Below are 13,118 nucleotides of genomic sequence, written 5' to 3' on the forward strand. Positions count from 1 at the left end.
GTCGTGGTGGGGGTGCGCTGGGCGCGTTGGTTTTTCGAGCTGGGGATCTAGTGTGCGCGGTTGTCGTGGGTGGCTGACCGATGTTCGCGGGTTGTGGGGTTCGCGGTGTGCTGGGGGGCGTGGGGGCGGGTTCGAATGGCGGAGGTTGGGGCCTCGTCGCGTCCGAAATTTGGGATTGGGGAGAGGACCGGTTGGCCGCTTGGGCGCGAGCTGGGTCGCGCATGGTGGATACCGCGTTCGGAAGCTGTGCGAAGCCGGTGTTTTGCAGGGGGCATCGTGCGGCTCCGAGCTTTGGCTATTGCTGGTGGGGCCGGATGCTGACTTCGGTCGTGTCGTGAGGTCGGTCTCGGCAAGCTTCGGTCAGAGGGTTTCCGTGAGTACGCCCGCGGTCATGTGCCAGCGGCGGGTTGCGCGGATGGTGTCGAGCATGCGGCGGTCGTGGGTGACTAGCAGGAGTGTGCCGTCGAAGGATTCGACAGCCTGTTCCAGCTGTTCGATGGCGGGGAGGTCGAGGTGGTTGGTCGGTTCGTCCAGCACGAGCAGGTTCACGCCGCGGGCTTGGAGCAGGGCGAGGGCGGCGCGGGTGCGTTCACCGGGGGACAGGGTGTCGCACGGTCGCAGCACGTGCGGGCCGCGCAGGCCGAATTTGGCCAGCAGCGTGCGGATGTCCGCCTCCGGCAGGTCCGGGAGTTCGGCCCCGAAAGTGTCGGCCAGCGCGGCGCTCCCGCGGAAGAGTCCTCGCGCTTGGTCCACCTCGCCGATCCGGACGCCGGAGCCGAGGCTCGCTGATCCGCTGTCGGGCCGGAGCCTGCCCAGCAGTACCGCCAGCAAAGTGGATTTCCCGGAGCCGTTCGCCCCGGTGAGCACGATGCGGTCGGCCCAGTCGACCTGGGTGGTGATCGGACCCAGCGTGAAGTCGCCGCGGGTGACGGTGGCCTGGGACAGCGTCGCCACCACCGAGCCGCTGCGCGGAGCCGCGGCGATGCTCATGCGCAGCTCCCATTCCTTGCGCGGTTCCTCCACCACCTCGAGCCGTTCGATGCGCCGCTGGGTCTGCCTGGCCTTGGCGGCCTGCTTCTCGGTGGATTCGGCCCGCATCTTGCGGCCGGCCTTGTCCGAGTCCAGCTTCCTCGGGTCACGCGCCTTGCGGCGGGCGTTGCGGACGCCGTGCTCGAGCCAGTTGCGCTGCATCTGCGCGCGGGCCTCCAGGCTCGATCTGGTGTCGGCGTACTCCTCGTAGGCCTCGCGCGCGTGCTGCCGGGCGATCTCCCGCTCCATCAGATACGACTCGTAACCTCCGTCGTACAGCCCGACCCGCTGCTGGGCGAGGTCCAGCTCCACGATGCGATTCACGGTCCGCGCCAGGAACTCCCGGTCGTGGCTGATCACCATCAGCGGCACCCGCACGCCCGCGACGAACTGCTCGAGCCGGGCCAGGCCGTCGAGGTCGAGGTCGTTGGTCGGCTCGTCCAGCAGCAGGATGTCGAAGCGGGACAGCAGGACCGAGGCGAGTCCGGCCCGCGCGGCCTGGCCACCGGACAACCCGGTCATCGGGGTGTCCAGGCCGCTCGGCAGGCTGTCGGTCAGGCCGAGGTCGGCGGCGACCTCGTGGGCGCGCTGGTCCAGGTCGGCCCCGCCGAGGGCGAGCCAGCGCTCCAGCGCGGGGGAGTACTCGTCCGGACCGCCGTCGGCGAGGCGCTCGGCCGCGGCGTCCATCGTTCGCTGCGCCTCGGCGACACCGGTTCGGCGGCAGAGGAATTCGAAGACGGTCTCACCCTCGACCCGCTGCGCCTCCTGCGCCAGGTAGCCGACCGTCGCTTCCGGGGGACTGAGCGTGATGCTGCCCGTGGGCGTGTATCGGTCGGCGAGCATGCGCAGCAGGGTCGACTTGCCCGCGCCGTTCACGCCGACCAAGCCGATCACGTCGCCCGGCGCGAGGGTCAGGTCGAGGTCGGCGAACAGGGTGCGCTCGCCGTGACCGGCCGACAGGCCGCGGGCATGCAGAGTGGTGCTCACCAGCACGAGTCTGCCGTGCTCGGGGTCGCACCCTGAGGCCGACCCCGGGAGAAATCAGGGTCGGTATCGGCCGCCGGGCCGATGGCGGAGCCCGCGGCGCGGAGCACAGTGGAGGTCGTAGCGATCACCCGCCAGAGAGGGAAGACCAATGACCGCCCCCACCCGTCGTTTCGCCCGCTCCACCCACGACAAGTGGATCGCAGGCGTCTGCGGTGGCCTCGCCGAGTACCTCGGCTGGAATGCCAACGTCGTCCGTCTGCTGTTCGTGGTGTCGTGCCTGCTGCCCGGTCCGCAGTTCGTCCTCTACTTGGTTCTGTGGCTGCTGATGCCGAAGAAGTGAGCCGGGGGGCTGCGTCGAGCCCGAGCGGGTGTCAGGATGGAACGATGTCGCTCGTGCGGCACGCGCACCACCGTTTGAGTCCCGCTGAGGAGGAGTCATGATCACCTCGGGCGAATTCCCCGGACTGGATATACCCGGCATCGACGCGTCCTCGTCACTCGACGGGCTGGGTGCGATCGAACTGCACCACCCCACCCAGGACATCGACGGCGACGGCACCCTCGACACCGTCACCACGACGGGTGAGGAGGCGATGCAGGTCTGGACCGACTACGACCACGACGGTTTCGCCGACCACGTCACCGTGGTGGAGAAGGACGGGGATTACGCCGCCTGGGAGTTCCATCGCCACCCGGACGGCACCTCCGAGTGGGTTCGCACCGACCGGGGCCGGATCGGCGGCTAGTCTTCGCCTCGAGAGCGGAATTCGGGGGAACCGGATGTCGGCGTGTCGCGTCGAAAGAAGTACGGCGGCATCCGGCGCGAACGAGATGGGCCTCGCCGCAAGGACACACTACGAGCACGAAGGGGAATCGTGGGCGGGTCGGAGACAGTCGGTGTGCGGACGGGGGAGCTCGGTGCGCTGGGCAGCGACTACCGGAGATCGGCGGACGCCGTCCGCGACCAGGCGAAGCGAATCGCCGACCATCCGTTCGGCGCCGGTGAGGAGGCGGGTCGCAACTACGCCCCGCAGGGAATCGCCGTGCGGCAGGGGCTGGAGCGGATCAGCGCGTGGCTGCGCACCTGGAGCGCCGCCACCACCGCGACCGCCGACGCGCTGGGCGCGGCCGTGGTGGCATACGCCGAGTCCGACCAGCAGCGCGCCGACGAGACGAACAAGACATGAGACCGCCGAATGACACGTGTTCGCACCGGCGACGCCACACATTCGAGGAGGCGGAATCATGACGGTTTCCTGGCAGGGCAAGTCGATCGACACCCTCTTGGACGAGGGCGCCGAGGGGCTGCGGTACTGGACGGAGTTCATGCCGCTGTACGAGGCTGCGTTCGGCGGTAACGGGGGCCGCGGCAATGCCGACAAGCTGCTGGCTGTATACGACGAGCAGCGCGGCATGCGGCTGGAGCAGCTGGAGCAGGCGGGCGAGGCGTTGCGCGTCGCCCTGTCCGAGGTCGATCGCCAATGGGACGCCCAGCAGGTCTACACCCGTCGGCTGCCGGAGTTGTGGCAGGGCACGGCAGCCGCCGCCGCGCTCGATATGCTCGGCAAACAATCGGTTCTGGCCGACGAGGACCGGCAGCACGCGCGAGCGGCCATGACCGTGATCGCGGAGATGGCGGGTGCGCTGCGCTCGGCGGTCGCCGCGAAAGCGTTCGCCACCCGGGAACTGCTGGAGGGCCCGGTGGGCGGCAGCAAAGTCGTGGAAATCGACGGCAAGACTCCCGAAGACGTGAAAGTCGTCGTCGACGTGCACAATGCGCGAGAGTGGATCGACGCGGACCAGGTGCGCGAACTCGGCCGGATCTTCCCGGCGCTGGCGGTGCCGGAAGACAAGATCAACAAGAGCGTGCTCGGCTTCATCAACTCCGACGGCAGGAACCTGCTCACCGGCGCGTACGGCGACCGGGTGCGCAGCGTCACCGAGGAGTGGCTGACCAAGACTTTCAAACCCGATTTCGATCGGAAGCTGGCCTCCTATGTCGACGTCTGCGCCGAAGTGGATCGCCTGTTCAAGGATCAGTACAAGAACCTGACCGATGCGCTGGCGCAGGTCTCCGACCGGGCCTACCCGCGCCCGGAAGTCGCGGCGACACCGCAGCCCGCCGCGCCCGCCGTCCAAGAAGATCCGAAGGACCAGAGTTCCCCCGGCCTGCCCGCCGCCACGGTTCCGGCGGACCCCACGCCGAGCGGCGTCCCGACGTCGACCGCTCCGAGCGCTCCGGTCTCGCCGAGCGCTCCCGTCTGGGCCAACACTCCGGTCTCGCCCACGACCCCGGAGACGCTCACGACCCCGGAGACGCCCAGCACGTCCACCATCCCGGCGCCCAGTCCGGCGTCGCTGGACGGTCTGGCCGCGCTCAGCCAGGTGGCCCAGGAGTTCTCCTCGGTGACAGCGGGTCTCGGCCAAGCGCTGAATCAGGGATTGTCCGCGCTCAGCGGCGCCATCACCAGCGGAGTCGACGACGCGATCGAGAACCTCATGCGGAGTGCCGATCCGCGCGGCGCCGAACCCGACGACGCCGTCGAAGCGGACGAGAGTCCGCGGCCGCGGGCGGAATTCGACATCGGCGGAAAGCACGTGGAGTTCGAGATGGGGCCGGACGGCCAGGTGAAACTGCTGCTGTCCGATGCGACGGGAGAGGTGCGGGAGTTCACCGTCGGGCTCGACGAGCACGGGATGCCGATCATCTCGGCAATCGAGCCGGAGGACACACAGCCCGAGGTTCCGGAGGGCGAATTTCCCGAGGCCGAGGCGCCTGCGACTGGAGCGCCGGAGGCCGGGGCACCGGCCACCGATGCGCCGACGACCGAGTCCCCCGAGGCCGAGGCTCCGGAGACCGAGGACAAGGAAGAGGCGCCCGCCCCGGCTCCGGCGCCGCACAGCGATGCGGAACAGCCCGTTCTTCCGGGGGCGACTGCGCCGAATACCCGGCGCGAAGAAGACGGAGAGCACCACCCGAAGTCCCCGCCGCACCAGGGCGAGCCGGAATCGGACGCGCCAGCGGACAGCGGTGCGGAACTCGCCGAAGCCGGGCCGTTGGGTGCGGACCTCGCGGAGGCGGGCCCACTGTGAGCGTGGCCGGATGAGTGCGGCCATATCGGACGAGCGAGGAGGCGCGGCATGGTGAACTACGCCGAGGAAGCGAGGCAACTCGCCGCCGAGAACAAGCGCCGCATGGCACTGCTGCTCGACGAGATCCAGGCGATCAACGAGCAGACCGCGGCCACCGGCCGGGAGTTCGCCGACCGCCTGGCCGCCGATATGACGCGGTTCTGGGCCACGCAGGCCGGCGACCTGGACAAGGCGGCGGCCGAGGCCGAGGAGAAACAACGGCTGGAAGACGAGGCGCGGGAGCAGCGTGCGGCCATCGCTCGGTCGATGGCCGCACGCCGGGCCCATCAGACCGTCGCACCGGTCGACGAGGAGGACGAGGAGGCCAAGTTCTACCAGCGCAAGAGCTGGCTGATCTGACCTGCCCCCTCGGCTACCGCCGCAACAGTGCGGCGAGCTGCCCGACCTTGAGCTTCGGTGCAGCCTCCTCCTGAGGCGCTTCCGGGTCAACGACGGTGGTGTGCGGGATGACCTCGTCGGGCTCGGCGAAGGCACGGTAGGTCTTGTCGCCCGCCAGCGTGGCGAGCAGGTAGCCGGCCAGCAGCGCGCGGGTGGTGCGGGCGGTCTTCGATTCGTGCTTGCCCGCGCCCACGGCCGCGAGCACGCGCCGGCCCTCGATGATGCCGTTGTGCGAGGCCTTGTCGATGGCGCGCAGGACGGCGGGACCGCCCCAGGCGGTGGCCAGCGGAATGGCGTTGGAGCTGACCGAGGTGATGTCGGTCGCGCCCGCCAGAATCAGCGCCGGAATGTTCAGCTCGGGCGCCCCGGCCTCGGCGGCGGGGGCCGTCGGCGCGGGAAACAGCGCCGCGACGGTGGCGACGTCGCGGCGGCCTGCGGCGATGACGGCGGCGCCCGCGCCCATGCCGTGGCCGGCCAGGGCCAAACGTTCCGGATGCACGCTGATCTCGCCGTCGCCGAGCCGCACACCGGTGCAGATGTCGAGCGTGGTGAGCAAATCGGCGGCCAGCCCCAGATGTGACGGAATCGGCCCGCGCTCGGTGTCCGGGGCGGCGGCCACTATCCCCCAGGAAGCGAGGTGCTCGAGCAGGGTGCGGTAATGGCTTGCCCCGGTCAGCCAGCCGTGTCCGAACGCGACGGCGGGCAGATTCCGCCCCGACTCGGGCGTGAACACCACCCCCGGCTGGCCGGCGATGGCCAGGTTGCCGCGCAACACGCGGTGCGGACCGCGGCTGGTCAGGGTGCTCAGTAGCGATTTCACAGACGCCGACACGACGTGAACGTTATCCGATAAGTAGTGTGGTGAGCCATGTGCGGAATCGTGGGGTACGTCGGGTACCGGGACGCGCTCGGCGTCGTCGTTGACGCGTTGCGCCGCATGGAATATCGCGGATACGACTCCGCGGGTGTGGCGATCCTGGACGGCGCGGGTGCGCTGGCGGTGGAACGCAAGGCGGGACGCCTGGCCAATCTGGAGGCCGAGCTCGCCGAATCCGGCATCGACCGTTTCGTGGGCACCACCGGCATCGGTCACACCCGCTGGGCCACGCACGGCGCGCCGACCGACCGCAATGCCCACCCGCACCGGGACCACAGCGGCAAGGTCGCCGTGGTGCACAACGGCATCATCGAGAACTTCGCTCCGCTGCGTCGTGAGCTCGAGGACGCCGGGGTGGAACTGAGCAGCGACACCGACACCGAGGTCGCCGTGCACCTGGTGGCCCGCGCCTATGCCCACGGCCCGACCGCCGGTGACTTCGCGGCCAGCGCGCTGGCCGTGCTGCGTCGCCTCGAGGGCGCGTTCACCCTGGTCTTCACCCATGCCGACCACCCGGACATGATCGTGGCCGCGCGCCGCTCCACACCGCTGGTCGTCGGCGTCGGCAAGGGCGAGATGTTCATCGCCTCGGACGTCACGGCGTTCATCGAGCACACTCGCGAAGCGGTCGAGCTCGGCCAGGACCAGGCCGTCGTGATCACCCTGGACAGCTACCGGGTGACCGACTTCGCGGGCGAGGACGCCGGTTCGCGCACCCGCCCGTTCACCATCGACTGGGACCTGGCCGCCGCCGAGAAGGGCGGCCACGACTACTTCATGCTCAAGGAGATCGAGGAGCAGCCCGCCGCGGTCGCGGACACGCTGATGGGGCACTTCAGCGCCGAGCGCGGCAGCGCGGGCCGGATCGTGCTGGACGAGCAGCGCCTCGCCGAGCAGGAGCTGCGCGATTTCGACAAGGTGTTCGTCGTCGCCTGCGGCAGCGCCTATCACTCCGGTCTGCTGGCCAAGTACGCCATCGAGCACTGGACGCGGCTGCCGGTCGAGGTCGAGCTGGCCAGTGAATTCCGCTACCGCGATCCCGTGCTGGACCGTTCCACGCTGGTGGTGGCGATCTCGCAGTCTGGGGAGACCGCAGACACGCTGGAGGCGGTGCGGCACGCGAAGGAGCAGAAGGCGCGCGTCCTCGCGATCTGCAACACCAACGGCGCGCAGATTCCTCGCGAATCCGACGCGGTGCTCTACACCAGGGCCGGGCCGGAGATCGGCGTCGCCTCCACCAAGGCGTTCCTCGCCCAGGTCACCGCGAATTACCTGGTCGGGCTCGCCTTGGCGCAGGCGCGCGGCACCAAGTACCCGGACGAGGTCGCCCGTGAGTTCGCCGAACTCGAGGCGATGCCGAAGCTGGTGGAACGCGTGCTGGAGACCGCCCCGCAGGTGCGGGCGATCGCGCGGGAACTCGCGCAGGTGCCGACGGTGCTGTTCCTGGGACGCCACGTCGGCTACCCGGTGGCGTTGGAAGGCGCGCTCAAGCTCAAGGAGCTGGCCTACATGCACGCCGAGGGGTTCGCGGCGGGTGAACTCAAGCACGGTCCGATCGCGCTGATCGAGGACGGCCTTCCGGTGATCGTGGTCATGCCCTCGCCGAAGGGCCGCGCGGTGTTGCACTCGAAGCTGCTGAGCAATATCCGGGAGATCCAGGCTCGCGGCGCGCGCACCATCGTGATCGCGGAGGAAGGCGACGACACGGTGCGCCCGTTCGCCGACGACCTCATCGAGATCCCCAGCGCGCCGACGCTGTTCCAGCCGCTGTTGTCGACGGTCCCGCTGCAGATCTTCGCCGCCGAGGTGGCGCAGGCCCGCGGCTACGACGTCGACAAGCCTCGCAATCTGGCCAAGTCCGTCACGGTGGAATAGTTCAGCGGCCGTGCACTCCGAGGTGCGCGGCCGCTGCTCTGTGCTGCGGAGGCCGGGCTCTGTGCTGCGGGTTCAGGCCCTATACGGTGAGCAGAGCCCGCTGCGGGTCGTCGGCGTTGTCGCGGCGTTCGAGGCGCCCCGACACCACCGCGAGGGCCAGCGCGGCCAGAACCAAGCCCACGCCGACCCAGTTGGGCGCGGTGTAGCCGAGACCCGCCGCTATCACCACACCGCCGAGCCAGGCCGACAGGGCATTGCCGAGATTGAACGCGCCGATGTTGACCGCGGAGGCCAGGGTGGGCGCGCCCGCCGCTTGGTCGAGGACCCGCTTCTGCAACGGCGGGACCGTCGCGAAGCCGAGCGCGCCGATCAGCACGACCGTGACGGCGGCGCCGACCTTGCTGTGCGCGGTGACGGTGAACAGCGCGAGCACGATCGCGAGCCCGCCGAGCGTGAGGTACAGCATCGGCATCAGGTGCCGGTCGGCGAACTTGCCGCCGATCAGGTTGCCGGCGAAGAAGCCGAGCCCGAACAGCACCAGCAGCCAGGTGACCGAGCTTTCCGCGTAGCCGGTGACCTCGGTCATCATGGGCGCGAGGTAGGTGATCGCGGCGAACACGCCGCCGAAGCCGAGCACCGTCATCGCCATGGCGAGCAGCACCTGAGGATTGCGGAACACCGCGAGTTCGGTGCGCAGCGCGGCATCCGCGGGCGCGGGTTGCTCCGGCACCAGCGCCGCGACGCCCGCCGAGCCGAGCAGCCCGACCAGCGCGACGAACAAGAAGGTCAGCCGCCAGCCGAAGTACTGGCCGAGCAGCGTGCCCAGCGGCACGCCGACCATGGTGGCGACGGTGAGCCCGGTGAACATGATCGCGATCGCACCGGCGCGCCGGTCGGGGCTGACGAGGGTCCCCGCGACAACCGCGCCGATTCCGAAGAACGCGCCGTGGGCGAGTGAGGCCACGATCCGCCCCGTCAGCATCAGCCCGAAGGTCGGCGCGACGGCGGACAGGACGTTACCGAGGACGAGCAGCGCGAGCATGCCGAGCAGCATGCGTTTGCGCGACACCCGGGTGCCGAGCCCGGTCATCAGCGGGGCGCCCGCCACGACACCGAGCGCGTATCCGGTGACCAGCAGGCCCGCGGTGGGGATGGATACCGCGTAGGTGTCCGCGATGTCGGGCAGCAGGCCGACGACGACGAATTCCGTCGTCCCGATTCCGAACGCCCCGAGGGTGAGGGCGAGGAGTGCGAGGGGCATGCGGAAGCCTCCAGAAAGTTGCGTCAAACTCTTACAAGCGACAACAATAATTGCAGACGCGCCCTAATTGCAAGCGCTGGCTATTGCGGAACCTGTCTATCCTGGAGGCACGATCCCCCGACGCCGAAGGAATGCCGATGACCGCGGATGCCGCCCTGACCGGCCTGGCCGATGGTTGGTACGCACTCTCGCTGCTGCACGACCGGATCGAGGCGCACATCGAGCGGGCCCTGCATACCGGCCACGAACTGAGTGTTCGGGAGTACTCGCTGCTCGTCGTCCTGAGCCGTCAGCACGAGGGGCCCGGCGGGCACCTGCGGATGAATCAGGTCGCCGAAGCTGTGGTGCTGAGCCAGAGCGCCACCACGCGCCTGGTGTCCCGGCTCGAAGATCGTGGCCTGCTCCAGCGCTACCTCTGCCCCGACGACCGCCGCGGCATCTACACCGACGTCACACCGGCGGGCCTGGACTTGCTCGAGCAGGCCCGGCCCACGCACGACGCCGCCTTGGCCGGAGCGCTCGGCCAAGCCGCCGCGAACCCGGAACTCGCTCCGCTCGTGGCCGCGGTCGAAGCTCTGAACACCAGCTCGGCTCGCGGCGCCCGCCCTCGGGACTACCGCCCGGTGTGAGTCGCCTGCTCGGGCGTCCGGAAAGGATGCGCCCGGCACGCGCAGACGATGCTCGGCGGTGCTGGATCGGTACACCCCGGAGGCGCGGGCCGCTGCGCGGACGTCAGGAACGACGCGTCGCGGGTGCCGCGAGCTTCGCGCCGACGGGTGAGCCGACTCGGGTCGTAGCTCGACCGCTTCGTGCACACCTCCGCAACGGCTCGGCGTGCGGTCGGAGAAAGCACGCGGTTCACCCGAGCGGACGTGCGTCGGCCGTTCGCGCTACCGGACGGTGACCGACCCGCGCATCTCCGGATGCAGTGAGCAGAGGTAGCGGTAATTGCCCGGAGTCGTGAAGGTGTAGCTCCACTCGCCCTGGTCGAAGATCGGGCTGTTGATGCCCATCGCCTTGTCACCGATGCCCTGCACGCTGTGCGGGACCTTGTCGTCGAACTTCCAGGTGACCGTGTCGCCGACCTCGATTGTGACGTCGGCCGGGGAGAATCTCATGTCGTCCACCGCGACGGTGGCGGCGGCGGGCTTGCGCTCGCCGGTCTGCTGGACGGTGGTGGTCGGCCGAGCCGGTTTCCTCGTGCTGGTGGCGGCCGAACCGGATTCGTCGCCGCCGCAGCCGGACAGCAGCAGCGCCCCGGCGAGGGCGGCTCCAGTGACGGCGCGGAGGGTCCCGGTGCGGCGGCGGACGCTTGGCATGATGGCCAAGCGTAGTAGCCCACACCGACGGAGGGAGCGGCGATGTCCACGCAGCGGGGCTATTTCACGGTCGACGAGGTGCGCGCGGCGGAAGCCGAGCTGTTCACCCGGGTACCGGACGGGGTGCCGATGCGTCGCGCGGCGCACGGTTTGGCCACGGTGGTGGCGGGCGAACTCCGGGAGCGCACCGGTGGTGTCGCGGGAAGGGCGGTCACTTTGCTGGTGGGGTCCGGTGACAACGGCGGCGACGCGCTCTGGGCCGGGGCGGGGTTGCGCCGCCGCGGCGTCGCGGTCACCGCGGTCTTGCTGAAACCCGAGCGCGCGCACGCGAAAGGACTTGCGGCACTGCGCGGTGCGGGCGGACGGGTGGCCGACGACCCGGGCGACCCGGACCTGGTGATCGACGGCATCGTCGGCATCTCCGGTCGTGGGCCGCTGCGGCCACGTGCGGCGGAAATCGTTGCGGCGCTGCGAGCTCCGATCGTCGCGGCCGACCTGCCCAGCGGCGTCGACCCGGACACCGGCGCGATCGATGGCCCGGCCGTCCGCGCGGACGTCACCGTCGCCTTCGGCGCCTACAAGCCCGTGCACGCCCTCGCCGCGCCGCAGTGTGGCCGCATCGAATTGGTGCCTATCGGTTTGGACCTTCCGGCACCGGGTCTCCTGGCGCTGGAGCCCGCGTCCATTGGCGCGGCGTGGCCGTTTCCCGGACCGTCGGATGACAAGTACACGCAGGGCGTGACGGGTATCTGCGCGGGCAGCGCGACGTATCCCGGCGCCGCGGTGCTGTGCGCGGGCGCCGCCGTGGCCGCGACCTCGGGCATGGTGCGTTATGCGGGGACCGCGGCGGCCGAGGTGCTCGACCACTTCCCCGAAGTGATCGCCACCCGGCAGGTCGCGGGCACCGGCCGCGTGCAGTCCTGGGTCTTCGGTCCCGGCGCGGGCACCGACGCCGACGCCCGGCAGCGCCTCGCCGAAATCCTGGCCACCGATCTCCCGGTCGTGGTCGACGCCGACGGTCTCACCCTGCTGGCCGCGGAGCCGGAGCTGGTGCGTGGCCGCGCGGCCCCGACCGTGCTGACCCCGCACGCGGGCGAGTTCGCCCGTCTCACCGGCCGCGAGATCGGCTCGGACCGGGTGGCCGCGGTCCGTGACCTCTCGGAGTCCTGGCAGGTCACGGTGCTGCTCAAGGGCCGAGCCACGCTCGTCGCCGCCCCCGGCAGCCCGGTGCTGGTCAATGAGGCGGGCGGTTCGTGGGCCGCGACCGCGGGAGCGGGTGACGTGCTCTCGGGCATCATCGGAACGCTGCTGGCCGCGGGCCGCGACCCCGCCTGGTCGGCCGCCGCGGCCGCGCGGGTACACGCGCTGGCCGCGAACCTCGCCGCCCACGACGACGCGCCGGTCGGCGCCCCGATCTCGGCGAGCCTCTTGGCCGCGCACGTCCGCTCCGCGATCGGCGTACTGCGCCGCCTCGCTCACCCTTCCTGACCGGGTCCCAAGCCTCGGTCAGGGGAGGCGGTGCTCCCAGGTGGTTGCCCGGCACGGCGAGCCCGTGTTGCGAAGCTCCCGGAAGCGCGGACGCCGATGCGGAAGCGGGCAGCGAGCGCGCGATCAGTCGGCGGAACTCCGGGTGCCGCAGTCGGTCGTCCGGCGATCGGACGGTCCAGCTGAGCGTGGTGGGGTGGTCGGGTGCTGTGGACGATGTGATCGTGGGCCGGAGTTCGGTGAGCGAGGGTGCGGTGCCAGTGGGCTGATGATGCCAGCGGTGCCACGGTGGGCCGCGCGATCGCGCCCTCCTATGTACTCCGTCGTGGCGCCGAACACACCGGCCGATCAGCGAGCAAACCGATTGGAACCGAAACTGAGCGCGCCCATAGACTCGACCGCAACCGACGCAACGACTGATCTCGAGAGCACATGGGTAACTCGCCGGGTACGCCCAGGACTCAGGTGGCATCGGACGCAGGACCTGAACGCAAATCTTGCGCCCCCCAGCTGGTATGGCCTGAATCCTCGGAGAGGCGGAACAGAGAGGCGGATGAGACTGCCGTGAATGCGCAAGTGGAAACGGTCATCGACCTGGATGCCATCGCCCACAACGTGCGGATCCTGCGGGAACACGCGGGCGATGCCGCGGTGATGGCGGTGGTGAAGGCCGACGGCTACAACCACGGCGCGGTCGAGGTGGGCCGGGCCGCTCTCGCGGCGGGGGCGGCCGAGCTGGGCGTCACGACGGTGG

13 protein-coding genes are annotated in these 13,118 nt (G+C 70.2%); 9 read left to right on the top strand and 4 right to left on the bottom strand.

The window, feature by feature from the left end; genetic code table 11:
* Positions 1–360: 360 nt before the first annotated feature.
* Positions 361–2,016, bottom strand: coding sequence for an ABC-F family ATP-binding cassette domain-containing protein (locus ON27_RS05145; protein ID WP_043720151.1), 1,656 nt, complete (start codon positions 2,014–2,016; stop codon positions 361–363).
* A gap of 148 nt (positions 2,017–2,164) precedes the next feature.
* Here ON27_RS05145 and ON27_RS05150 point away from each other — a divergent pair, with 148 nt between their 5' ends.
* The 5 genes from ON27_RS05150 to ON27_RS05170 all read left to right on the top strand — a co-directional run bounded on the left by ON27_RS05150 (position 2,165) and on the right by ON27_RS05170 (position 5,508).
* Complete coding sequence (locus ON27_RS05150) at positions 2,165–2,356, top strand: PspC domain-containing protein (RefSeq protein WP_043720117.1); 192 nt, start codon at positions 2,165–2,167, stop codon at positions 2,354–2,356.
* Between the two features lie 97 nt (positions 2,357–2,453).
* Positions 2,454–2,762 (top strand): DUF6802 family protein, encoded by a 309-nt coding sequence (locus ON27_RS05155; protein ID WP_043720120.1) that lies wholly within the window; start codon positions 2,454–2,456, stop codon positions 2,760–2,762.
* Positions 2,763–2,915: 153 nt separating this feature from the next.
* Positions 2,916–3,203 (top strand): hypothetical protein, encoded by a 288-nt coding sequence (locus ON27_RS05160; protein ID WP_043720123.1) that lies wholly within the window; start codon positions 2,916–2,918, stop codon positions 3,201–3,203.
* Positions 3,204–3,261: 58 nt separating this feature from the next.
* Positions 3,262–5,109 carry a hypothetical protein gene (locus ON27_RS05165; protein WP_043720125.1) on the top strand — a complete coding sequence of 616 codons (1,848 nt, stop codon included), beginning with the start codon at positions 3,262–3,264 and terminating at the stop codon, positions 5,107–5,109.
* Positions 5,110–5,157: 48 nt separating this feature from the next.
* Positions 5,158–5,508, top strand: coding sequence for a hypothetical protein (locus ON27_RS05170; RefSeq protein WP_043720128.1), 351 nt, complete (start codon positions 5,158–5,160; stop codon positions 5,506–5,508).
* Between the two features lie 13 nt (positions 5,509–5,521).
* On the opposite strand, the gene ON27_RS05175 is transcribed toward ON27_RS05170, so the two are convergent.
* A complete protein-coding gene (locus ON27_RS05175; protein ID WP_043720131.1) occupies positions 5,522–6,379 on the bottom strand; it encodes a poly(ethylene terephthalate) hydrolase family protein in 858 nt (285 codons plus the stop codon).
* Positions 6,380–6,415: 36 nt separating this feature from the next.
* Here ON27_RS05175 and glmS point away from each other — a divergent pair, with 36 nt between their 5' ends.
* Complete coding sequence (gene glmS, locus ON27_RS05180; protein WP_043720134.1) at positions 6,416–8,299, top strand: glutamine--fructose-6-phosphate transaminase (isomerizing); 1,884 nt, start codon at positions 6,416–6,418, stop codon at positions 8,297–8,299.
* Positions 8,300–8,378: 79 nt separating this feature from the next.
* Here glmS and ON27_RS05185 read toward each other — a convergent pair whose 3' ends face one another.
* Positions 8,379–9,560 (bottom strand): MFS transporter, encoded by a 1,182-nt coding sequence (locus tag ON27_RS05185; protein WP_043720137.1) that lies wholly within the window; start codon positions 9,558–9,560, stop codon positions 8,379–8,381.
* Positions 9,561–9,697: 137 nt separating this feature from the next.
* Between ON27_RS05185 and ON27_RS05190 the strand changes: the two genes are divergently transcribed.
* Positions 9,698–10,189 carry a MarR family winged helix-turn-helix transcriptional regulator gene (locus ON27_RS05190; protein WP_043720153.1) on the top strand — a complete coding sequence of 164 codons (492 nt, stop codon included), beginning with the start codon at positions 9,698–9,700 and terminating at the stop codon, positions 10,187–10,189.
* Positions 10,190–10,450: 261 nt separating this feature from the next.
* Here ON27_RS05190 and ON27_RS05195 read toward each other — a convergent pair whose 3' ends face one another.
* A complete protein-coding gene (locus ON27_RS05195; RefSeq protein WP_043720141.1) occupies positions 10,451–10,879 on the bottom strand; it encodes a cupredoxin domain-containing protein in 429 nt (142 codons plus the stop codon).
* Positions 10,880–10,921: 42 nt separating this feature from the next.
* On the opposite strand from ON27_RS05195, the gene ON27_RS05200 reads away from it, so the two are divergent.
* Positions 10,922–12,367 (top strand): NAD(P)H-hydrate dehydratase, encoded by a 1,446-nt coding sequence (locus tag ON27_RS05200; RefSeq protein WP_043720143.1) that lies wholly within the window; start codon positions 10,922–10,924, stop codon positions 12,365–12,367.
* Positions 12,368–12,928: 561 nt separating this feature from the next.
* On the top strand, positions 12,929–13,118 hold a 190-nt coding region (locus ON27_RS05205), incomplete at its 3' end, for an alanine racemase (RefSeq protein ID WP_043720147.1).

The sequence above is a fragment of the Nocardia asiatica NBRC 100129 genome (genome assembly GCF_000308415.1).
GTDB classification, from domain to species: Bacteria; Actinomycetota; Actinomycetes; order Mycobacteriales; family Mycobacteriaceae; genus Nocardia; species Nocardia asiatica.